This window comes from Pseudomonas imrae (genome assembly GCF_046352735.2).
Lineage (GTDB): Bacteria > Pseudomonadota > Gammaproteobacteria > Pseudomonadales > Pseudomonadaceae > Aquipseudomonas > Aquipseudomonas imrae.
This window is the reverse complement of record NZ_CP110853.2, coordinates 3005754-3027704: the sequence shown is the minus strand read 5'-3', so window position 1 is coordinate 3027704 and position 21951 is coordinate 3005754. Positions and strand designations below refer to the sequence as shown.

General features: G+C 56.8%; 23 protein-coding genes, 1 tRNA gene and 5 pseudogenes. 20 read left to right on the top strand and 9 right to left on the bottom strand.

Annotation, left to right across the window (positions count from 1 at the left end; genetic code table 11):
• Positions 1-22: 22 nt before the first annotated feature.
• Positions 23-583 (top strand): CDP-diacylglycerol--glycerol-3-phosphate 3-phosphatidyltransferase, encoded by a 561-nt coding sequence (gene pgsA / locus OQ460_RS13450; RefSeq protein ID WP_410017963.1) that lies wholly within the window; start codon positions 23-25, stop codon positions 581-583.
• A 63-nt stretch (positions 584-646) separates the two neighbouring features.
• Positions 647-722: transfer RNA gene (locus OQ460_RS13445), tRNA-Gly, on the top strand.
• A 266-nt stretch (positions 723-988) separates the two neighbouring features.
• Here the strand turns inward: OQ460_RS13445 and OQ460_RS13440 are convergent.
• Positions 989-1752 (bottom strand): annotated as a pseudogene (locus OQ460_RS13440) (IS3 family transposase); the annotation flags it as partial.
• A gap of 59 nt (positions 1753-1811) precedes the next feature.
• Here OQ460_RS13440 and OQ460_RS13435 point away from each other — a divergent pair.
• Positions 1812-1988, top strand: a pseudogene (locus tag OQ460_RS13435) (IS3 family transposase); the annotation flags it as partial.
• 16 nt (positions 1989-2004) lie between these two features.
• Here OQ460_RS13435 and OQ460_RS13430 read toward each other — a convergent pair.
• Positions 2005-2193: pseudogene (locus tag OQ460_RS13430) on the bottom strand (DEAD/DEAH box helicase); the annotation flags it as partial.
• A gap of 35 nt (positions 2194-2228) precedes the next feature.
• Between OQ460_RS13430 and OQ460_RS13425 the strand changes: the two are divergent.
• A pseudogene (locus OQ460_RS13425) lies at positions 2229-2403 on the top strand (sugar phosphate isomerase/epimerase); the annotation flags it as partial.
• A gap of 93 nt (positions 2404-2496) precedes the next feature.
• Here OQ460_RS13425 and OQ460_RS13420 read toward each other — a convergent pair.
• The 6 genes from OQ460_RS13420 to OQ460_RS13395 form a co-directional block, all read right to left on the bottom strand.
• Positions 2497-3489, bottom strand: coding sequence for a LacI family DNA-binding transcriptional regulator (locus OQ460_RS13420; RefSeq protein ID WP_410017962.1), 993 nt, complete (start codon positions 3487-3489; stop codon positions 2497-2499).
• Between the two features lie 75 nt (positions 3490-3564).
• The gene (locus OQ460_RS13415; protein WP_410022003.1) at positions 3565-5034 is read right to left on the bottom strand and encodes a glycoside hydrolase family 32 protein; all 1470 of its coding nucleotides are present in this window, start codon (positions 5032-5034) and stop codon (positions 3565-3567) included.
• Positions 5035-5063: 29 nt separating this feature from the next.
• On the bottom strand, positions 5064-6209 hold the full coding sequence (locus OQ460_RS13410) for an ABC transporter ATP-binding protein (protein ID WP_410017961.1): 1146 nt from the start codon (positions 6207-6209) through the stop codon (positions 5064-5066).
• A gap of 27 nt (positions 6210-6236) precedes the next feature.
• Positions 6237-7079 (bottom strand): carbohydrate ABC transporter permease, encoded by an 843-nt coding sequence (locus tag OQ460_RS13405; protein WP_410017960.1) that lies wholly within the window; start codon positions 7077-7079, stop codon positions 6237-6239.
• Positions 7076-8038 carry a carbohydrate ABC transporter permease gene (locus OQ460_RS13400; RefSeq protein WP_410017959.1) on the bottom strand — a complete coding sequence of 321 codons (963 nt, stop codon included), beginning with the start codon at positions 8036-8038 and terminating at the stop codon, positions 7076-7078. The genes OQ460_RS13405 and OQ460_RS13400 overlap by 4 nt, the downstream gene beginning before the upstream one ends.
• A gap of 21 nt (positions 8039-8059) precedes the next feature.
• Positions 8060-9334: an ABC transporter substrate-binding protein gene (locus OQ460_RS13395; protein ID WP_410017958.1), complete on the bottom strand. Its 1275-nt coding sequence runs from the start codon at positions 9332-9334 to the stop codon at positions 8060-8062.
• Positions 9335-9501: 167 nt separating this feature from the next.
• Between OQ460_RS13395 and OQ460_RS13390 the strand changes: the two genes are divergently transcribed.
• The 12 genes from OQ460_RS13390 to OQ460_RS13335 all read left to right on the top strand — a co-directional run bounded on the left by OQ460_RS13390 (position 9502) and on the right by OQ460_RS13335 (position 17906).
• Entirely contained in the window at positions 9502-11067 is a 1566-nt protein-coding gene (locus OQ460_RS13390) for a carbohydrate porin (protein WP_410017957.1), read from the top strand.
• A gap of 77 nt (positions 11068-11144) precedes the next feature.
• A complete protein-coding gene (locus tag OQ460_RS13385; RefSeq protein WP_410022002.1) occupies positions 11145-11594 on the top strand; it encodes a DUF1173 family protein in 450 nt (149 codons plus the stop codon).
• A gap of 136 nt (positions 11595-11730) precedes the next feature.
• Positions 11731-11976 carry a type II toxin-antitoxin system ParD family antitoxin gene (locus tag OQ460_RS13380; protein ID WP_410017956.1) on the top strand — a complete coding sequence of 82 codons (246 nt, stop codon included), beginning with the start codon at positions 11731-11733 and terminating at the stop codon, positions 11974-11976.
• Positions 11969-12259 carry a type II toxin-antitoxin system RelE/ParE family toxin gene (locus OQ460_RS13375; protein ID WP_410017955.1) on the top strand — a complete coding sequence of 97 codons (291 nt, stop codon included), beginning with the start codon at positions 11969-11971 and terminating at the stop codon, positions 12257-12259. Before OQ460_RS13380 ends, OQ460_RS13375 begins: the two co-directional genes overlap by 8 nt.
• Positions 12260-12846: 587 nt before the next feature.
• Complete coding sequence (locus OQ460_RS13370; RefSeq protein ID WP_410017954.1) at positions 12847-13944, top strand: bifunctional transcriptional activator/DNA repair enzyme AdaA; 1098 nt, start codon at positions 12847-12849, stop codon at positions 13942-13944.
• Between the two features lie 282 nt (positions 13945-14226).
• Positions 14227-14577 carry an aminotransferase class III-fold pyridoxal phosphate-dependent enzyme gene (locus OQ460_RS13365; RefSeq protein WP_410017953.1) on the top strand — a complete coding sequence of 117 codons (351 nt, stop codon included), beginning with the start codon at positions 14227-14229 and terminating at the stop codon, positions 14575-14577.
• Positions 14526-15179, top strand: a complete 654-nt coding sequence (locus tag OQ460_RS13360; protein WP_410017952.1) for an EamA family transporter — start codon at positions 14526-14528, stop codon at positions 15177-15179. The genes OQ460_RS13365 and OQ460_RS13360 overlap by 52 nt, the downstream gene beginning before the upstream one ends.
• The gene (locus OQ460_RS13355; RefSeq protein ID WP_410017951.1) at positions 15179-15649 is read left to right on the top strand and encodes a GNAT family N-acetyltransferase; all 471 of its coding nucleotides are present in this window, start codon (positions 15179-15181) and stop codon (positions 15647-15649) included. Before OQ460_RS13360 ends, OQ460_RS13355 begins: the two co-directional genes overlap by 1 nt.
• Before the next feature lie 104 nt (positions 15650-15753).
• On the top strand, positions 15754-16008 hold the full coding sequence (locus tag OQ460_RS13350) for an acyl carrier protein (RefSeq protein WP_410022001.1): 255 nt from the start codon (positions 15754-15756) through the stop codon (positions 16006-16008).
• Positions 16001-16720 carry a hypothetical protein gene (locus OQ460_RS13345; protein ID WP_410017950.1) on the top strand — a complete coding sequence of 240 codons (720 nt, stop codon included), beginning with the start codon at positions 16001-16003 and terminating at the stop codon, positions 16718-16720. The genes OQ460_RS13350 and OQ460_RS13345 overlap by 8 nt, the downstream gene beginning before the upstream one ends.
• Entirely contained in the window at positions 16699-17280 is a 582-nt protein-coding gene (locus OQ460_RS13340) for a hypothetical protein (protein ID WP_410017949.1), read from the top strand. Before OQ460_RS13345 ends, OQ460_RS13340 begins: the two co-directional genes overlap by 22 nt.
• On the top strand, positions 17277-17906 hold the full coding sequence (locus OQ460_RS13335) for a hypothetical protein (protein ID WP_410017948.1): 630 nt from the start codon (positions 17277-17279) through the stop codon (positions 17904-17906). Before OQ460_RS13340 ends, OQ460_RS13335 begins: the two co-directional genes overlap by 4 nt.
• On the opposite strand, the pseudogene OQ460_RS13330 reads toward OQ460_RS13335, so the two are convergent.
• Positions 17846-18031 (bottom strand): annotated as a pseudogene (locus OQ460_RS13330) (hypothetical protein); the annotation flags it as partial. The gene OQ460_RS13335 and the pseudogene OQ460_RS13330 overlap by 61 nt on opposite strands.
• A 96-nt stretch (positions 18032-18127) precedes the next feature.
• Between OQ460_RS13330 and pstS the strand changes: the two are divergent.
• The 4 genes from pstS (at position 18128) to pstB (ending at position 21931) form a co-directional block, all read left to right on the top strand.
• On the top strand, positions 18128-19159 hold the full coding sequence (pstS, locus tag OQ460_RS13325) for a phosphate ABC transporter substrate-binding protein PstS (protein ID WP_410017947.1): 1032 nt from the start codon (positions 18128-18130) through the stop codon (positions 19157-19159).
• 75 nt (positions 19160-19234) lie between these two features.
• Positions 19235-20203, top strand: coding sequence for a phosphate ABC transporter permease subunit PstC (gene pstC / locus OQ460_RS13320; protein WP_410017946.1), 969 nt, complete (start codon positions 19235-19237; stop codon positions 20201-20203).
• The gene (gene pstA, locus OQ460_RS13315; protein ID WP_410017945.1) at positions 20200-21093 is read left to right on the top strand and encodes a phosphate ABC transporter permease PstA; all 894 of its coding nucleotides are present in this window, start codon (positions 20200-20202) and stop codon (positions 21091-21093) included. Before pstC ends, pstA begins: the two co-directional genes overlap by 4 nt.
• 76 nt (positions 21094-21169) lie before the next feature.
• Complete coding sequence (gene pstB / locus OQ460_RS13310; protein ID WP_241113578.1) at positions 21170-21931, top strand: phosphate ABC transporter ATP-binding protein PstB; 762 nt, start codon at positions 21170-21172, stop codon at positions 21929-21931.
• Positions 21932-21951: the final 20 nt, after the last annotated feature.

The following is a 21951-nucleotide window of genomic DNA, read 5'->3' as shown; positions in this document are numbered from 1 at the left end:
CACCTCGTAGCCAGTTGTGCCGATGAATATCCCTAATCTGATCACCGTTTTACGTGTCTTGCTCATCCCGATTTTCATTTTGCTGTTTTACCTGCCTTATGAATGGAGCTATATAGCCTCAAGTTCCGTCTTTGCCTTTGCGGCGGCGACCGACTGGCTGGATGGTTACCTGGCGCGTCGCCTGGAGCAGAGCACGCCGTTTGGCGCGTTCCTTGACCCCGTAGCCGACAAGCTGATGGTGGCCGTGGCTTTGGTATTGCTGGTGCAAGAGCACGCCAACCTCTGGCTGACACTGCCGGCCGCCGTGATCATCGGTCGCGAGATCGTTGTCTCGGCCCTGCGTGAGTGGATGGCAGAAATTGGCGCCCGCGCCCACGTGGCCGTCTCCAACATGGGCAAATGGAAAACCGCCGCACAGATGCTCGCCCTGGTAATCCTGCTGGGCAACCCTGCGAATTTCACCTTCTGGGTACTGCTGGGCTACGCCTTGCTGCTTATAGCTGCAGGCCTGACCTTGTGGTCCATGCTGCAGTATCTGCGTGCGGCCTGGCCTCATTTGCGGACGACCGTTGAAAAGAAATAAAACTTTTTTGAATCAAGGGGTTGACGAGTGATGAGGATTCTATAGAATGCGCATCACCAAGACGCGGGAATAGCTCAGTTGGTAGAGCACGACCTTGCCAAGGTCGGGGTCGCGAGTTCGAGTCTCGTTTCCCGCTCCAATTATCGATCTACAGAGTTCCATGGAAGTCTGTAAGTCATTGAAAATAGACGCTTAGGCGTCTTTTTTCGTTCCGCCAGCATCCATCGAAAGCCACGGGTATCCGGACGTTTTTAGTCCAGAATCTAGTCCATGAAAATGGCAGGCGTCGAGATCGGATTGTTGCAGGAGTCCGACGAGTCATTTGCTGAACATCTAGCCCTGAATTCCACCTTCAGGAGGCTAGAAGCATGGCTCTTTCAGATGCTGCCGTCCGGCAGGCCCACCACCCACCACCCGGCGCGTGCAAAGATCCAGTACGACCGCCAAGTAATGCCATTTCCCTTGGGCCCAAATGTAGGTGATGTCGCCGCACCAGACTTGATTCGGGGCTGGCACATCAAACTCACGGTTCAAGGTATTCGGGATATCGAGTCTTTCTACTGTCGCTCGTTTGTAGGCATGTGAGCCGGGTTGGTTACTGACTAAATCAAGCTCGCGCATCAAGCTGCGCACTTTGAATCGACCGAGCTGCTCACCGTCTTCACGCATCAGCGACAGAATGCTGCGGCTGCCCGCAGCACTGCGACTTTGCGTGAACAATTCGCTCACCCGGCTGCGTAACCGAAGCCATTCAACATCAGGCGTGCGGCGCCTAAGGCGCTGGGCGTAGTAGCACGAACGAGTGACTTCAAACACCTTGCACAGCCAATCGACTGGCTCATGGACGCTCAACTGATTGATCAGCGCGTACACTCGTGATCTTCCGACATCAAGAGCGCGGTAGCCTTTTTTAATAGCGATTTTTCCCGCTCAAGGCGGGCGATCCGGGCTTCCAGCTCCTGAATCTTTTGTTGTTCCGGTGTCAGCGCCTTGCTTTGAGGGGTGACGCCTTGGCGCTCTTTCTGAACCTGGTCAACCCAGCGACGCAGGGCCGACTCACCAATGCCGAGTGAACGGCTGGCTTCGATGTAGCTGTAGTTTTGCTTGAGCACGAGATCGGCAGCCTCGCGTTTGAATTCAACAGAAAAGGAACGGCGTTGTTTGGTCATCTGACACCTCGATCTGGCGAGCATTCTCGCCTAAATGGGTGTCCGGTTTCATTAGACCACTACAGAAACGGGAACGGATCAAGCGAAAAATCTACACCACGCGGGAAGATGCTCGGAGTGATGTGTTCGATTACATCGAGATGTTCTACAACGTAAAACGCCGCCATGGTTTCAACAATCAGCTGTCACCGGTAGAGTTTGAAAAGCGTTACGCAATGAGCTTGCAAGGTGTCTAGAGAATCCGGGGCGATTCACTGCGCCAGTCGGATCATCATGGTTAAGCAAGTTGGTGAGTATGGGAAGGAACGCCGCCTCGGTTTTTCCTGCTGCAGTTGCGGCGGCGATGATGACGTCCTGGTCGGCATTCACTAGTACAGGCAGTGCCCATTCTTGGGCGTCGCGCAAGGAGGTCCAGCCTTCAGCCCAAATCCATCGCTGGATCCGGGGTTCTAGCTGGCCGAAACCCGATGAGTCAGATTCACACCATCTTGCGACACAGTTGGGGTTTTCACGGGCGGCTCGCTAATAGTGAGCAGATCCAGGTGGCCTTGACCTTCGCCCAGCATCGCCCTTGGTTGGACCGGTCTGGGCTGGTGGCGTTACGGAATCAAGGATTGGCTGGCGCGACCGAACACGCCCGCGAGCCTGTCGTGCATCGGCTAACGATACCTTGGTCAAACCTGATTCTGTCGTGCTACCGGTAGCTGGATAACTGATTGCGGCTTTCCCGAATTAACTAGTCCTTTATAGCGATGTCCTGGCAACCAATGGACAATCAACTGGCTGGGCTCCTGAAACGTCGAGGGCTTCGATCAGGTGCCGGGCGGCCCTGCGACCGATCTCGTGGTACGGCAGTTGTACCGTTGTCAGCGGTGGGATGAACAGTTCAGCGATACCGATCATGTTGTCGTAGCCAAGCACCGCGACATCGTCTGGAATTTTCAGGCCGCGGCCCAACAACAACTGATAGGCACAAAAGGCAATGCGGTCGTTGCCACAGATCAGAATGTCGAATTGGGGACGACCATCAATGATGTGCCGGTCGAGGATGGCTGCGGTTTCACCATAGGCGTCATGATCAGAAAGGTCGTATTTCAGGAGCGAGTCAGGCGCCAGTCCGAATGCCTGACAGGCGCGCTGCATGCCTTTTTGTCGCAAGCCCCAGGCTAGACTTTGTTTTGGTAGATTGATAGACAGAGGGCGCCTATAGCCCTGGCTCAGTGCGTGGTGTACTGCACGATACTGCCCCATTTCGTCGTCTGGCACATAGCTGGCCAGGTGACTGTCATCCGCCAGACAATTGGCGAGTACCAGGGGTTTACTCTTCAAGCGCTCAGGAATGCACACCTGGCGTAACCCCATGGCGCTGAAGATCAGCCCGTCGGGACGGTGCGATAGCATCAGGTCGATATTCTGGTCGGTGGGCGAGTTGCTTAGCAGATTGAGGATAAAGACGTTCCAGCCAGCTTGCTGCGCAGTCTGTTCGATGGACAGCAGCAACTCGACGGCGAACGGTGTTGTAGCGGTGTCCAGTGCGAACACACCGATGGTTCGACTCTGGAGGTTGTCGCCGCGAATCTTTCGCGCCGACATACTCGGCACGAATTGTAATTCGTCAATGGCACGACGCACCCGTTGATAGGTTTCGGGGCTCAATTTTTCTGGATTGCTGAGCGCTCGAGAAACCGTCATCAGGGAAACGCCGGCCAGCTGTGCAACGTCTTTCACTGAAGTCATTCGAGGTTAAACCGGTCAGATTGACGCAGAATCATGACACACGGCTCGCACTTTTCGCGACTTGAATGACGCAGCTCATAACCATCCAGAGGCGAGAGACCATGCCTTGGGAATCGAGACACGCCCGCCACTCCCGCTTGCAAGAAGCTTCACACCCAAACTACCGGGCTGTGGGTAGAGGCGACTGCTGAGGCTGAAGCGCCCATTTTCGTCGAACACCTCAATGGACGAGCGATCGAGGAACACACGCAGTGCCAGTAACTCTTGTGCCGGGTCTATCGACACGCTGCGCTGACCGGTGACCTGCGCACCTGAGCGACTGCGGTCAAGTACCAGGCGCTGCAACGCCGCATCGTAGTAGAGCAGGGTCTGTTCATGGCCATCGTTGCTACAGCGCAAGGCGACTCCCAAGTGCCCATCGGTGCAGTCGAGCAAATCCAGATGCACATGGATTTCCAGCATATCGCCATTCACTTCCGGCACCCCCCGGGTTCCCGACTCATCCCACCAGGGTGTACTCGGCAACGGTGTCTCGCGCAGAGCGGTGAGCTCCCGTGCCGGAAACACGCAAAGGCGATCTGCACAAAGTTCAAGTTCGCGTGGCAAACCGAGCATGCCGCACCAATGATGGGCCTGGCTTGGCATCGGGCTTTCCCACATGTCGAGCCACGCCCACATGAGGCGCCGACCATCGGGGGCCAGTAGCGTTTGCGCTGCATAGAAGTCGTGGCCATTATCCAGCTCGATAAAAGGCCCGCCGGTGAAGTGCCACTCGTTGTCGAGTCGGCCCACTCGGTAACCCGTCTGATACTTGTTGAGCCGTTCGTAACCTTCGGATTGCATACCTTGAGGGGAGTACAGCAGCACATCGTGTCCGTTTAGCCGAAACAGATCCGGGCACTCCCACATGTAGCCATCGCCCTCGCTGCCACCTGCCACATAGTCAAGAAACTCCCAGACGTGCAGATCTGTGGAACGGTACAACGGGAGCAGCGGCATATCGCCTAGACGTGCGCCGGCAATGAGGTACCAATAGTCATTGTCCTTCCATACCTTGGGGTCACGAAAGTGCATGATGGTAGCGTGCGGCGCGGTCTCGATGACTGCGCCATGCTTGACGAATCGGATGCCGTCAATGCTGGTGGCCAGGCACTGAACTTGACGGATTGAGCGTTCGTCACCCACTTCTCCCAGCCAGGTGTGTCCGGTGTAGACCAGTGCCAAGGTATCTCCACACACCACTGCACTACCGGAGAAACAACCGTCACGGTCGAAGTCATCGCCGGGTGCCAGCGCAATGGGCAGGTGCTGCCAATGAACCAAATCGGCACTCTTGGCGTGCCCCCAATACATAGGGCCCCATTTCGCTTCGAAAGGGTGATGTTGATAGAAAACGTGGTATTCGCCACGAAAGTACACGACCCCGTTAGGGTCGTTCATCCAGCCTGCCGGGGGGGCGATATGATAACCGGGCCGATAATTTTGGATGACGCGAGACAGGCCGTCACTCAGCGCACTCTGTGCAAGGTCAAGGCAAGAAGGCATTGGATCGCTGGTGTTATTCGACAACATGGTCATAGGGCCTGTGCTCGGACTGAGTGCAGAGAGACATCATTCGGCAGGTTTTGAACGGAGTGTGGGTTTCGCTTCAAGGCCGTGCCGTCGTCGTCGAACAGGTGCAGGTTGTCGATGTCCAGTTGCAGTTCGACCCGATCGCCTGCCTGCCATCCGGCGCTGACCTCACAGCGACAGATCAGTGGTTCGTCCTGACCTGTTTCGAGGTGTACATACGTTTCGCTGCCAAGGTATTCGACCCCGGTCACGACGATTCCGGCGGGGGCCTCTGCCGCTTTGAGCGAAATATGCTCGGGGCGAACCCCCAGGGTCAGCAGCGCACCCGCCGCCAGGTTCGAGCTATCGAAGGGCAGGGAGGTCATGCCCAAAACGGGGGTGTCGACCAGGCTGGTTTCGCCCGGAGCATGCAGGTGTGCGGCGAGAAAGTTCATTTTGGGCGAACCGAGGAAACCGGCGACAAAGCGGCTTGCCGGACGCTCATAGAGTTCGCGCGGTGAGCCGACCTGCTCTACGCGACCGCCGTTGAGCACAACAATTTTGTCGGCCAGGGTCATCGCTTCCACTTGATCGTGGGTGACGTAGATCATGGTCGAGCCAAGTCGACCATGCAGCCGGGCGATTTCGTTGCGCATCTGCACCCGTAAGGAGGCATCCAGATTGGAGAGCGGCTCATCGAACAACAAAATGTCCGGTTCGCGCGCCATGGCTCTACCCATCGCTACACGCTGACGCTGCCCGCCGGACAGTTCCTTTGGCTTGCGCTGCAGCAGGTTGTCCAACTGCAGTATTCGCGCGGTTTTCAGCACGCGCTCGCGCAGGCTGCTCTTTTCAGTCTTGGCCAGTTTGAGACCAAAGCTGATGTTGTCGTAGACGCTCATGTGTGGGTAGAGCGCATAAGATTGAAACACCATGCCGACGCCACGCTCGCGCGGCTCCAGGTCGTTGACCCGTCGCCCATCGATTAGCAGGTCGCCGCCGCATATCGAATCCAGTCCGGCGATCAGGCGCAGCAAGGTCGACTTTCCGCAACCCGAAGGGCCAACGAATACCACGAATTCACCCGCAGCAATCTCCAGGCTAACGTCGCGAAGAATCCGTGCGCCGCCCAATTGTTTGTTCACGTTGTCTAGTTTCAATTTGATCACGATGCTGTTCCTTGTATTTGTTGGGCATCAACCCTTTAACGCGCCGGTAGTGAGACCGGAAACGATTCGGCGTTGGAAGATCAGCACCAGAATCACCAGTGGGACGGTGACCAGTACCGAAGCGGCCATCAACACCCCCCACGGCAGCTCATGAGGGCTACCGCCGGAAATCAAGGCGATGGCGACGGGCACCGTGCGTTGTGTGTCTGTGAGGGTGAAGGTCAAGGCAAACAGGAACTCGTTCCACGCTGCGATAAAGGCCAACAAACCAGTGGTGACCAGTGCGGGCCATAGCAGCGGCAACAGCACCCGGGTAAGCGTGACCCAGGGCGAAGCGCCATCCATGATTGCCGCTTCTTCCAGTTCGTGTGGCAGTTGGCCCATGAACGTGGTCAGCACCCAGACGGTGAAAGGCAGGGTGAAAATCGTGTAGCTCAGGATCAACGCCCAAGACGTGTTGTACAGACCCAGAGCGCGGATCACTTCGAACAGCCCCGACAGTACAGCGACCTGGGGAAACATCGACACGCCGAGAACCATCATCAATACCGTGCCACGCCCTCGGAATTTCACCCTTCCCAAGGCATAGGCGGCGGTCACACTGAGAAACAGCGCCAGCGTCACCACGCTAAGCGCAACCACCAGTGAGTTACCGATCGCCCGCAGGAATGAGGCTTGGTGGAGTACTGCTGCGTAATTGGAGAAGTCGGGGTTTTCGATCCAGTAGCTCACCTCGAACAAGGCACTGGACGGCTTTAGTGAAGTCACGATGGCGTAATAGAAAGGGAAGACCGCATACAGCAACAAAACCCCGATCAGACACCAGAATCCGAAGCGCAACAGCGCTTTTTTGAGTAGGCGCAGGCTCATGATCGAACCTCCATTTGACGGCGTCCGAGGTAGAGATAAAGCATGGCGATTACCGCAACGACCAGGAACAGCAGAGTCGAGGCTGCGCTGCCATAGCCAACATCCTGGAACTCCACCAGGTGTTGGCGGGCATAGACCGACATGCTCATGGTGCTAGAAGAGTTTGAGGTCAGCACATAGATGACGTCGAATACCCGCAGGGAATCGAGGATGCGGAAGATCGCCGCCACCAACAATGCTGGCATCAACAGTGGAAGCGTGACGCGCCAGAACACTTTCAGCGGATGAATACCATCGACCCTGGCAGCTTCGTAACAATCGCTCGGCAACATCTGCAAGGCAGCCAGCATCAGTAGCGTGACAAAAGGTACGGTCTTCCAGACGTCGACAATGATGACAGCCCACATCGACAGATCCGCATCTGCTGTCCAGGCCAGGGGGGCATCAATCAGGCCGACGCTCAGCATCATATGATTGATGATGCCGAACTGGTCGTTGAGCATCCATGACCAGATCTTTGCCGAGACAATGGTAGGAATCGCCCACGGAATCAGAATCAGCGCACGCACTAGGGAGCGGCCTGTGAACTTGATGTTCAGCAGCAACGCCACCAGCAGCCCTAGGACAACTTCCAGTCCCACCGACACCACGGTGAAATGCAACGTGTTGCGCACAGCGTTCCACCATTGTGGGTCAACCAGGATGCCCGACCAGTTGGAACCGTCGCGGAACAGATAATTGCTCAAGCCCACGAAGGACCCGTCAGCGGTGTCCGCCAGGTTGGCGTCGGTCAGGCTGAACCAGAATGTCCGCAGCAGCGGCCAGGCCGCCACCAGGGCCAGACACAGCAACATGGGTGTCAGAAACAGCCAGGCGGCGTGTACTCGGCGACGCTGTATGGGCGTTTCCCGGGTGAGCAGGCGCTCATCATGAGAGGCATGGGTAATAGAGGCAGACATGGTGATTTTCTTCCTTGTGGCTTACCAGTTCTTGCGTTTGATGCGCGTGAGTTCGCTTTCCAGTTCGGCCAGCGCCTGATCGACAGGCAACTTGCCCGCCAGCACGCCATGCACGCGATCGAAGAACGCATTGGAGACCCGTGGATAGCGCTCGGCGGTTATTGAGGCGGGGCGCATGACTCCGTCGTTGAGAATGCTGTGGAGCTGACTGTAGTAAGGCATTGCCGCGAGCAATTCGGGATCTTGATACAGCGACTCGATAACCGGGTTATAGGCGCCTATCAGGGCACGATGTTTTTGCTGTTGAGCACTGGTCAGGTAGCTCACCAACTCTGCCGCGAGTTTTGGATGAGCGCTGTAACGTGATACCGCCAGGCCCCAGCCACCGAGAGTGGATGCATGGGTGCCGGTCATACCGCCTCGGGGTAGGGGAGCGACCCCGACCTTGTCTTTTACGATACTGTCCTGGCCCTGCACCAGGGCCCAGACATAAGGCCAGTTACGCATGAACAACGCATTTCCCGACTGGAATACGCCACGTCCTTCTTCCTCGGTGTAGTTGAGTACGCCGCGTGGGGAGATGTCGCCTACCCAGCTTTTCGCCAGGGCCAAAGCCGTTCTTGAGGCTTGACTGTTGACCACGATATCTCCTCGTGGATTGACCAGTCCGCCTTCCGGCTGGCTGCTGATCCACTCCAGCGCATTGCACGTCAGCCCCTCGTAAGCGCGTCCCTGAAAGATGTAACCCCACACATTGGCGTTACCGGCGTTGCGTTCCGCCTGTTGAACATCCCTGGCGGTAGCGGTCATTTCCTCCCAGGTCTGGGGAACCTGCTTGTTGTATTTCTCTAGCAAGTCCTTGCGGTAATACAGCAGGCCCGAGTCGGTGAACCACGGCATCGTCACCAGCCGTCCATTGACTGTCGCGTTATCCACCTGTGCCTGGAAGTAGCCTTGGGTCGCGTTGGCAGGCAGCACTTCGTGCAGATTCATCAGATGTTTGGCCAGCATACCGGGCCACACCATATCGATTTGAATGATGTCGATGTCAGTGGATTGCGCACTGAGAATTTGTTGGTAGAACGACAACCTTTCGGTCGCCGAGTTAGGCGTGGAAACCACCTGGACGTTGTGGCCGGTCTGTGTCGACCATGCCTCGACAGCCTCTTTGCAGAGTTGCAGTTCCGCACCCACCGCGCCGCACGAGATCGTCAAATCGGCTGCGTTCGAGACGGATGGAAGTCCGACACAGAGGGTGAATAGTGCGGTGGGGAGGAGATATTTCAGCTGTTTCATTGAACACCATTTATTTTTGTTTTTAGAGAAGGTAACGTTAACATCGCCAAATGTAGCATCAAATTTGCGATCAGGCATCCTCTTTTAGTGAGCTGTGACAATTCACAGCTCGCGAAAAGTGACCGTCGCGAGAGCAAAAAACAATAAAAATAATCTAGGAAATTCACATGCAGAAAGTATCAAGCTGGCTACTCGCAGGCGTGCTCGGCACTACGACGGCAACCACCCACGCCGCGACTCTGGAAGAACGCATGGCTGCGTTTGAAGCCCGTGCCAGCGCAGCGGAAAAGCGTGCAACCGCAGCCGAACAACAAACCCAGGCACTTGCCAGGGAGTTGCAGCAGATAAAACTCGCCACACCCACCTTGCAGCCGGCGATGTCCACTGCGACAGCCATTGCGGCGCCCACTGTGGACACCCGGTTGGCAAAACTCGAAGCCCGTCAGCAAAGCATGGAGAAACAAGGCAGTACCGGACACCTCACTGACGGGTTCAGTTTCAAGGGCTACGCCCGTTCAGGATTGCTGATTGACGATGGACTTGGTGGTGGCCGTGGCGGCCCATATTCAACACCTGCCGGTTCAGTTGGTGGGGCAGTTGGCCGACTCGGAAACGAAGACGACACCTACATGCGCATAGACTTGTCGAAAGAAATCTATGCGCAAAACGGCACCCGTTCCAAATTCACGGTTTCCATCGCTGACGGCGTAGAAAGCTCCAATGACTGGACGGCCGATGAAAGTAGTCTGAACGTGCGTCAGGTATTTGCAGAGCTTGATCATCTCGCTGCATTCAAGGGTAATTCAGTGTTCGAGAACGCTACTTTGTGGGCCGGTAAGCGATTTGATCGAGATAACTTCGATATCCACTGGCTGGACTCGGACGTCATTTTTCTGGCTGGCACCGGGGGTGGAATCTACGATGTGCAGATGAACAAAAGTTGGCGCTCGAATTACTCCTTGATCGGGCGCGACTACGGGGACTTCAGTGACGGCGGAGTCAACGCCGATGTGGAAAGCTACATCCTGACCTCCAACCAGTTCTTCGATAACGATCAGTGGCAGTGGATGTTCAATGCCATCGGCGCAAAGAAAAACGATTTCGGTACCCGCACCAATAAAGCAGGTTTGACACCTGCGGAATCCGGCTTGCACAGCATGCTGGCCAATCATCAGAAAAACTTTTTCGGCAGAGAAGGCTTCTTCAAAACGGCGCTGCTCTATGGGCAAGGTCTGGGGGCAGAGGTCAAGAACATTGGCTCGGACGGTGAACTGATTGACGAGGCCCGGGCTCTGCGTCTTGCACTTTACGGTGAGACCCCCCTTGCGTCGGGCTGGCGCATCGGCCCCAGTTTGTTGGCTGAACAAAGCAAGGATAGATACGTCAAGGGTGACGACTACCGCTGGATGACCCTGAACGTGCGATTGGTCAATGAAATCAACGGCAATTTCGAGATGGCCTACGAAATGAGCTGGCAAACCATGGACCTCGACCCCAAGGGCTACCTACAACGTAATGCGGTCGACGGTGACTTCTGGAAATTCACGGTCGCCCCGACATTCAAACTTGATGTTGGAGACCTTTTCACACGTCCCGAATTGCGAGTGTTCGCAAGCCTCATGAACTGGTCTTCGGACCTGGACAGATACAGTTCCACCGATAACTTCGGCAAGACGGACTTCAACGCCGGCGGTGTATGGCAGTACGGCATACAAATGGAAACCTGGTTTTAGTATTTGAACGTACCGGCAAACACGTCTTCAGCGCGCCTGCCGGCTGTTGTTGCAAATAGGGGTGTCGGTTGGCCGATATGGCGAGGACGGCGTTAACCAAGAGCTTCGCAGCCGAGTTGAATGCCTGGCAGGCGGGGGCTCAGATCTATGCCATCGTGCATGTGAGCGTAAGGGCCGGAACCAAACCCTATGCGGATGTGAACAAGGTCGCGCTGATGCGGGTTAGTGAACGCCTGATTCCCCTGGATTCCGGCCATGAGGCAACGGTGGAAAAGTTGCTCTACGACAACCAACGCAGCTTCTACAAGCCACTTCGCTTTGATGCGGTGTTCCCGGATTTTTGGCTGCTGGACATGGCCAGCGACTATCCGATGGAGGTGTTCGGTATGAACACGGCGGAGTATCTGGCGCGAAAGGTGGTCAAAGTTGCTCACTACAATGCCAACTACCCATCTGGTTGGTGGCAATGGGATGCCTGTGCGAATGCTACGATTGCGCCGCTTCCTGTGTCAGCCGAGTCTGCTTAGGTCCGGTCGTCCAGTGCGGATACTCAGCCAAGGGATCTGGCTCGGATGCGTGTTCAGCTAACACCTCGTTTGCGTTATTTCGCACCAATAGTATGATGGCCTTTGCCCTGCTGATAACGATACTGGAGGCCAAATCATGGGAACCGTACGTAAAACCATCACTGTCACCGACAAGCAGGACGGCTGGATCAAGGCGCAGATCGATGCCGGTCACTACACCAATGATAGTGAATACATCCGTGACTTGATCCGGCGTGAGCAGGAGCGCAGCGCCGAAGTGGAGGCGATCCGTTCGGCGTTGATAGCCGGTGAAACCAGCGGCGAACCGCGCGCCTTCGATGCTGACGCCTTCAAGCAGCGGATGTTGGCCAAGCGTGGCTGAGTACCGTCTTGCACCGGCCGCCGAGCGCGACCTGGAGGTGATCTGGGCCTATACCGTTCAACAGTGGAACGTGGAGCAAGCCCATCGCTACATCGACCTCCTGACCGCCACTTTTGCTGCGTTGGTGCAGTCGCCCAAGACCGCCCAAGCCTGTGACCGCATTCGGGTTGGCTATCGTTGCAGCCGCGTTGAGCGGCACATGGTTTACTTTCGCATCACCGAGTACGGGATCGCGATCATTCGTGTCCTGCATGATCGGATGGATGCGCTGCGTTACCTGTGAGGTTTCAACCTCTGTTCGTGCCGTGCATTCAGACTCATGAAGGGCTGCTGGTTTCTTTTGGCGACTCGTTGCTAACTCGTGCGCAAGGCAATAACTTCTAGATGGCTCGGCTCTGCAGCCCGAGGCGCAGCAATGTGCGCTAAGGCCACCCGCATTCGCTTAAAGAAGGGCGTGGCATGGGCGTCTTGCCCAGCACCCCTGAATACATAACGGTTATTGTGGAAATGGGCTCGTTCTTTTTCGTGACTGCAAAGTTTTTCGGAAGCTGCTGTCGGAAGTGGCTACTAGGACTATAAGAACAGTCTTTCGATGTAAGTAAATAGAGGCGCAGTCGCGAATCTGATTTCGATGCCTCCGAAATCAAGGCACTGCGCAAGGAATTGGCCAAGCTCAGCCATCCTGCCTGTCGACCGCAGGCGTTAGATCACTGTCGATTTGTCGGTGGAGACGCTGGAGTTGTCAGCCTAAGATCAGTGCGTCGAATACATCGAACCAGTATTAACCACCGACCCAGAGCGGTATCGGCCTTTGCCTGCCGCGTTGAAGGGGCGATTTGCATGCCTCATGCAGGCCAAGGCTGAAGGTCTATGAACGCTTACAATAACTCTCTGCCACCAAGGCCCGAGATGGTCAGGGCGATGCTTGGCAGTGACAGCGCGTATGAAGGTGTATTTTTTACCGCAGTCAAAACCACAGGCATCTTTTGTCGCCCGACGTGTGGCGCACGCAAGCCAAAACCGGAAAACGTCGAGTTTTTCTCGCAGGCGAACGAAGCCATGGCCGCTGGCTATCGTCCATGCTTGCGATGCAAGCCCCTGGATCTGGCCGCATCGGCGCCAGATTGGGTCAGAGGCCTGCTGGCCACTGTCTCTGCGACCCCTGACGCTCGCTGGAGCGACGCGCAGTTGATCGAGCAGGGTATCGAGCCCCTGCGCCTGCGCAGGTGGTTCAAACAGAATTTCGGCATGACGTTTCATGCCTGGCTTCGTTCTCGTCGGCTGGGCATGGCATTAGGTCGTATCGCTGTGGGATCGACCCTGGATGACACAGCGTTTGATTCAGGCTACGAGTCGCTGAGTGGTTTCAGAGATGCATTCAAAAAAACCTTTCAGATGCCACCTGGCAAAGCCACCCAGACATCGCTTCTGCTTTACCGTCACCTGACTACGCCTCTGGGCCCGATGATCGCCATGGCAGAGGAGCGAGGCCTGGTGCTGCTTGAGTTTCTCGACCGCCCGGCACTCACCGCAGAACTGAATGAACTGCGCCAGCGGTATGGGTATTCGATTGCCCCTGGCGAGCATCCCCACATTGAGCAGATCGAAGCGCAGTTGAAACTGTACTTTGATGGAAAGCTGAAACATTTCTCGGTGCCACTGCACATGCCTGGCAGTTCTTTTGACCAGCTCATCTGGGCAGAGCTTTTGAAAATCGACTATGGAGCGACTTCAACCTACGGTGCCATCGCCGCAAACATAGGCAAACCCGGTGCAAGCCAAGCCGTGGGCAATGCCAATGGACATAACCGATTGTCCATCGTGATTCCCTGTCACCGTGTCATAGCAACAAATGGTGCGCTCACCGGATATGGCGGGGGACAGCCACGCAAAAAATTCCTACTGCACCTGGAGAAAGCTGCGTTGCAGATCACACAGCAGCAAGCATTTCCAATGACTTGGTTTTAGCCACTTATCTTAGGGAATAAAGGTGATTCCACTGGTTACAATCCCTGCTGCTAGATTTTTGTCTAAATATTACTGAAAGGCGATGTGCATGTTGACGTGGTAGGCCGCCAATGGCCCACTCGGCTCCGTTGACGCGTGTGAATTTTTACGCCGTACAAGGACGATACGTACCAGGGTTGGTATTCACCGGAATACAGCGCAATCACATCGCTGATCCGGCTGCATTACGCTCGCCCTGAGTATGTGTGGATAAGATCCATGGCTCACTCAAGGATGATGCGAATGCTCACGGAAGCCCTTTCGATATCGGTCAGGCGCAACGCTCCCAACACGCCTTCCATTGTGCGTGGCAAAGGCTGTTTTCTCTACGATGAGCAAGACCGCGGCTACCTCGATATGTCCGGCGGCAGCGGTGCGGCCAACCTTGGCTACCAGCGTGATGATCTGGTTGAGGTGATCAAGTCCCAGGCGCAAAAACTCATCCACACCGGTTGGAACATCGACAACTCGCTGCGCCTCCAGATACCACAGGCGCACCATCCTGTGTTCGCGTTGGCGACAGCCTGTCTCTGGAGCGACACGTGCCAATCGCTTTTGGCGTGCAGGCGGGCGAGGGTGGCTGGCAATTGCTGATTGCTTGCCACCAGTTCTACGTGGATCGCTATTCCTGGATGCTGTTGGTTACCGAGCTCAATGACTGCCTGGCAGGGGCGATCGTTAGTGGCGTCGGCCTTTGCGTATTTCTGTTGAACGGCAGCGAGCGGCCACTTTCCTGGCCAGGAGTCGCCCTGGCACTCCTGGCATTCCTGGCGGTGGCCTGTGGTGCGGTGATTTCCGAACAGGTGCAGAAGACCTGGCATGTGGGCGCGTTGCAGATCAACAAGGTCGCTGCCGGCTGGGCTGGCTTGCTGTACGGGTTGACGCTGTTGGTCAGGGGGCAGGGGCTGGATGTACCGGTATCGGTCACCAGTATTGGCGTGCTGCTCTATCTGGGGGTGGTGTGTTCAGCCCTGGTATTCGTGCTGTTCATTGACCTGATCCGCCGGGTCGGCGCGGAGAACGCCGGTTATGTTGGGGTGCTCTATCCCATCGGCGCCAGCTACCTGGCGGTGCTGCTCGGTGAAACGTCCTTGAGCCTGGCCATGATGGTGGGCAGCGCTTTGGTGGCGTTGGGCAGTTTCATCAACTTCAAATGTCGCTATAACCCGACGCAAAAGAAACTGGAGTTAACCTGATGAGCAAGAATGTGCAGATCCGCGCGGCGACCCTGGAGGATGCAGAAAGCATCTTCCAGGCTCACAGAAACTCGGTGGAGAGTTTGTGCACGGCTGACTACAGCGCCGAGCAGATCGCCATGTGGCTGGACGGGCGTTCCCCACAGACGTACCGGGAGGCGATCATGGGCGGCAACCTGTGGCTGGCGCAAAATGATGGGATCCAAGGGTTCGTCGAAGTAGACGGGCATGAAGTCAGCAAGCTGTTCATTCGTGGCAGTGGGGCGCGGCAGGGCATCGGCAGGCTGCTGCTGGAGCAGGCCCTGCAAAAGATCCGTGAGGCAGGTCATTCCAAGGCCTACCTGGAGGCGACGCTGACCGCAGAAAAATTCTACCAGCACTTTGGTTTTCGCAAGATCGGCGAAGGCACTTTTACCCGGGGCAACAGCCCGGTCTCCCTTGAAATCATCAAGATGGAGCGAGCCCTCTAGGCGACGCAGCCGACGGGCAGTTGTGTCCTGCCGATGGCCCTGCGCCTGTGGAAACGCCAATAGGAAGGCTAAACATGACAGGGAAGTCGCTTAAGTAAACCGTACTGGACCGCAACCTGTGTTCCGGCTGTAGCTTCTTCGACAGCGGGGCCAACTCCCTGGGGGCGATCAAACTGGTGGCATTGCTCAACCGGCTGGCCGGCTACGAGTTCATCAGCCTTGGGCAATTCCATCAACTACCGACCCTTGGGGATCTTGCCAGGCGCCTGACCAACCATCCGGACTTGGCCGGCGTAGTGATTGCCGGGCGCGAGCGTTATTACTTTATTGCTCTGGAGCAAGGTGAAGACCATGGGTGAGTCCACCGCTGCGTTGACCCTCGATACCCCAAATGGCCGCTATGCGGTGGTACGCGCCAGGCACGGGAGCGCGCGGTCCGCAGATTTCGATACGCGTCATGACCAGCGCCAGATCCCCTTGAATCAGACCCAGCTTTCGATGCTTTACGCCGAGCTTTTGGGCAAGGATCCATGCGCCAATAATGTCATCTACCTGTTGCAGCCCGACGCCGTGCCGGTTGATGGCCTGGATCTGGCGCAGGTCATGCGGGCGATCCAGCAGGTGTACCCAATCACTGTTTGCCGCGTAGTGCGTGGGCAAGGGGGCGGTTATTGCTTTGATCTCAAGCCCGACACGCCTGCTTCCGGCAGCGAGGGGCCGGCCTGCGGCTTCACGGATTTGCAGGCCTGTATCGATTATTTTCTCGACCTTCCACTGTCGTTGTTCCACCAACCGCTGCTGCAATTGTTCAAGGTCAACGTCGCAGGGCAGTGGCACTTGGCAGTGTTGCTGCACCACATACTGGGTAACCATATTGGCCAGGTGACATTGCTCAAGGCGGCGGTTGAATACGTCCAGGCGGGCGCCTGGCCAGAAGCGCCATCGATTTCAGTTTTGTTGCCACCAACCTGGAGCAACAGCAGCAATACCAGCAGGCAGTGGAATGTGCCAGTGACGACTGGGAGCTCCGAGCGCCAGACTATCTGGCATTGCTCGACGCCCCTTCGCTGACGCCTGGGCCCGGCTATGGCCTGGTCCAGGCACTCGCGCCGTTCGATCCCCGGCTGCTACAGACACCCGGCCGGTTGTTCCCTCTGTTGCGGGCAATGGCCGGCAGTTGCGAGCGCATCCTCGGTGTGCCACAACCGCTGGTCAATCTGTTGTTTTCCCTGGCTGACGATCAGGCTTTGACCGGGTTTTGCAGCTATACCGTGCCGCTGCCATTGTCTCGGCAGCTGTTTGGCGCTGACTGTGGGCCGCAAGCTGCCCTGAGCTATGTCACCGAACGCCTGGCCAATGCCGCCATCGGTTATGAAGAAATCCTCGGCGCACTGGGGCTGTACGGTTTCAACGCGACTTTTCTGTTCAACTACGTGGAACTGGATGCTGAAGATCTGGACTGGTTGCACGAACATGTCGTCAACAACTTGTGTGAGAAGCCCAAGACCCTGCTTGATCTGACCCTGATCAACAGCCCCCGAGGTTGCCAGTTGCAGATCAACAGCCGATTACCCCAGGACCAGGCCCAGGCCTTTCTCGAATGCTTCATGGAGTTGGGGGTGCAGCCATGAAGATCCTTTGCCTGCCGGACTTTGTGGGGCACCCGATCTGTTACAGCGCTTTTGCCAGCGGGATCAAGAAGCAGTCCACGCCAAAGGTGATCAACTATAGCGACCTGTGGCCGTACGAGAGCCTTGAAACATTGGCATGCAAAATCACCAATACCATTGATCTGGATCGCTATGACCTGTTGGTGGGCTACTCGTTCGGTGCCCATGTGGCCACACTGTGCGCCAGCCGCAGCAAGGTGGCGCGGCTGTGCCTGATCGATCCGCCACCGCTGGCGAGTCTGCGTGGGCTGACGCTGGACAACATCCGGCAGCGGCTCGCCGCAGACCCACGATACGCCTATGTCCAGGACCTGGTGGCGGCCGAACTGGTGGATCCGGACTGTGTCCATGGCAATATCCTGCTGTTATCCCGGCTTGCTCATTTGCCACCTGTAGACGCCCCGACAGACCTGCTGCTTTGTGCCTCCAGCGCGGTAGAGGCGGTGAAGGCCGACTATCCAGGGGGACGATATTGGCGGGATGACGAGCGGGACCATGCAACGATTGTCGCCAGTCACACGCTCATTCAGATCTGCCTGCCAGACGCCGCACCGCATTCTGGCAGGCATCCGAATCCGTGCGAGTGATTCGCAGGCTTCGATCCCCCATCAATCTGCCAGACATAGGGCGGTTCGGTGCCGTTGATTTCCCAGTCGCCGATAATGCGCTCCTTGTAGATCAGCGGGCGGTGGGAGGCCGAGGCGCGAGGATTACATCAGGCTAGAGGCTTTTTGCCATGTGACATTCATAAAACCGTAACAAGGTTAATGCAGAGTTCCCGAGCCCGTTATCACAAGGAACTCCTTTGATGAAAAGTTTGATCAAGTCTGCAGCACTCGCGGTTACGGTTTCTCTGTGTGCCACCTCAGTCTCTTTTGCTGCAGAAAGCGTCCGCCTGACAGGTTCTGGCGCCAGCTTTCCTGCCCCGATCTATCTCACCTGGTTCAAGGATTTCAGTAAGAAAACCGACGGTGTCACGGTGGATTACCAGTCCAAGGGCAGCGGCGCAGGTGTCCAGGACTTCCTCAACAAAACCGTGGATTTCGCCGCCAGTGACTCGGCAATGAAAGACGAAGACATCGCCAAGGTTGCCGAGGGCGTGCAGTTGCTGCCAATGACAGCGGGTGAAATCGTGCTGGCGTACAACCTGCCGGACAGTCCCAAAGGACTGAAACTGCCACGCGAGGTTTACTCCAATATTTTCCTGGGCAAGATCACGCACTGGAACGATCCGCAGATCGTTGCGGCCAACCCTGAACTGAAGCTGCCGGACATGCCGATCACCGTGGTCGTACGCGCCGATTCCAGCGGCACCACAGCGGTATTCACCAAGCACATATCGGCCATCAACCCTGGGTTCAAGGAAGCACTGGGTGAAGGCAACACGGTCAACTGGCCGGCCAGCGACAAGTTCATCAAGTCGCCCAAGAACGATGGTGTGACCGCCACCGTACGCCAGACTCCGGGCGCCATCGGCTATATCGAGTACGGCTTCGCCAAGTTGGCCAAGGTTGACTTCGCCCAGTTGCAGAACAAGGCCGGTCACTACGTTGTGCCAAACGCAGAAAGCGGTGCCGAAGCCCTGGCCGCTGTGAAAATGCCCGAAAGCCTGGTGTCCTGGTTGCCTGATCCGGATGGCGCCAAGTCCTATCCGATCACTTCCTACACCTGGATGATCTTCCGCAAGCAAAACGATGACCCGGCCAAAGCCAAGGCCATGCGTGAAATGGTCGAGTACAGCTTGACCGAGGGCCAGAAAATCGCCGACTCGATGGGCTACATCCCTCTGCCGCAGTCGGTCGTCGATCAGGTTCGTAAAGCTTCCACCAACATCCAGTAAGACTCGCGAGGCCTCTTTCGGCGAGGGCTTTGAGCCTCGCCGGAGGAGTTTTTTCCTACGCTCCGGAATCAGCCAATGAACAAACCCTTTGTCGTACCGGGTAATCCGGACTCCGCCTGCCAACCGCCCTCAACCAAGGATTTTCTGGTTGATCGCACCTTCCGTGCGCTCGCACGCGTGGGCGTGGTGTTGATTCTGGCGGTGGTATTCGCGCTTATATTCGAGGTAGGGCGCAAGGCACTTCCTGGCATGGAAAAGCACGGTCTGGACGTGGTTTTTGGCACAGTCTGGGACGTCAATCAGGGCAAATACGGCATTCTTCCGGCGATCTGGGGCACGCTTTACAGTGCCTTGATCGCTTTGCTGATCGCAGGCTTTTTCGGCGTCAGCATGGCGATTTTCCTGACCCAGGACTTCCTGCCCGCGCAGCTCGCAGCGGTGTTTCGCACCATTGTCGAACTGCTGGCGGCGATCCCCAGCGTCGTTTACGGTCTGTGGGGGATCTATGTTGTTATTCCGGCGATTCGGCCCCTGACGACGTGGTTGCATGCCGAACTGGACTGGATCCCTTTTTTCGGCACGTCCTTGAGCGGCCCCGGATTGCTTCCCGCAGCCCTGGTATTGGCCATCATGATCCTGCCAACCATCGCCGCAGTTTCCCAGGACGCCCTCACTGGCGTACCGATGAAAACCAAGCAAGCCGCCTATGGCATGGGTACCACGCACTGGGAGGCCATTCTCAAGGTGATGGTGCCATCCGCTGCCACCGGCATCTTCGGTTCACTGGTATTGGGCCTGGGTCGGGCACTGGGTGAAACCATGGCCTTGGCCATGCTGGTCGGCAACGCGAATAACATCTCCCTTTCGCTGTTTGCCCCGGCCAATACCCTGGCGGCCTTGTTGGCGCTGAACTTCCCCGAAGCCGGACCGAATGAGATCGAGGTGCTGATGTATGCCGCACTGGTGCTGATGTTGATCACGCTGCTGGTGAACATCATCGGCTCGATGATCATGGTCTATGCCCAGCGGGGGACCAAATCATGAATAACCTCACGTCCCCTACCACTGCGTTGCCCAGCCTGCAGCGCAAGTTCGAAGGTCGCGCCCTGCGCAGCCTGGTATTGACCACTCTGGTATGGGCTGGCGCGCTGCTGGCCAGCGTTCCGCTGATTTCCGTGCTGTACATGCTGATCACCCGCGGTGGTGCTCGCCTGAGCCTTGAGGTATTCACCGAGCTACCGCCGACTGGTTTCGAGACTGGTGGTGGCTTCGGCAATGCGATGGCGGGCACGTTTGTCATGGTCGGCATCGCGGCGGCCATCGCCGTTCCGGTCGGCATCATGGCCGCGATCTTCCTGGCTGAACTGGGGCCTGACAGCAAGCTGGCCAATGCCGCACGCTTTGCCGCCAAAATGCTCACCGGGCTGCCTTCGATCCTGGCCGGTGTGTTTGCCTACGCCCTGGTGGTGATGACCACCGGTACCTACTCGGCACCGGCAGGTGGGGTGGCCCTGGCCGTACTGATGCTGCCGATTGTCGTGCTGACGGCTGAAGAGTCGATGAAGATGGTGCCCAAGATCATGAAGGATGCCGCCTACGGCATGGGCTGCACCCGTTCCCAGGTGATCTGGAAAATCATCCTGCCTACCGGCATGCCGGCGATCCTGACCGGCGTCATGCTGGCAGTGGCGCGCGCCGCGGGCGAAACCGCACCGTTGTTGTTTACTGCCTTGTTCAGCAACTACTGGATCTACCACGAGGGCAGCCTGGAGGTGATGAATCCGACGGCGTCGCTTGCGGTGCTGATCTACAACTTCTCCGGCATGCCCTTCGACAACCAGCTTGAGCTCGCATGGGCGGCCTCCCTGGTATTGGTGATGATTGTGCTGGTGGTGAATATTGTCAGCCGTATTTTCGGCAAGCCTAAGTATTGATAGCGGGAGCATCTGAATTTTGAACGTATCAACTGCGCAAATAGCCTCTCCGTTCGTCACCCAGGCGCCTGTGGTCATGGACTGCAAGCTCGACAAAATTTTCTACGGCAACTTCATGGCTGTACGTGACAGCCATGTGCCGATCGAGAAGAACAAGATCACCGGGTTCATCGGTCCTTCCGGTTGTGGCAAAAGCACCGTACTGCGCAGCCTGAATCGAATGAACGATCTGGTGAAGGGCTTTCGTTTCGAAGGGCACGTACACTTCCTCGGCCAGGATGTATATGGCAAAGGTGTTGATCCGGTGGTCGTGCGTCGCTATATCGGCATGGTATTTCAACAGCCGAATCCGTTCTCGATGAGCATTTTCGACAACGTCGCGTTTGGCCTGCGCCTCAATCGCTACAAGGGCGACCTGGGTGACCGCGTAAAGCATGCCTTGCAAGGCGCCGCGCTGTGGGATGAAGTCAAGGACAAGCTCAAGGTCAGCGGCCTGTCGTTGTCCGGCGGCCAGCAGCAACGGCTGTGTATCGCCCGTGCCATCGCCACCGAACCGGAAGTGCTGCTGCTCGATGAGCCTTGCTCGGCACTCGATCCGATCGCCACTCGTCGGGTCGAAGAGTTGATGGTCGAGTTGAAGAAGGACTACACCATCGCTCTGGTCACTCACAATATGCAGCAGGCAATCCGTGTCGCTGATACGACAGCGTTTTTCTCGGTGGATATTTCACAGGGCACACGCACTGGCTATCTGGTCGAGATGGGCCCCACGACCCAGATTTTCGGCAGTCCGCGCGAGCAAATGACCGGAGATTACATCAGCGGCAAGTTCAGCTGACCGACTCATCTACCGTTTCC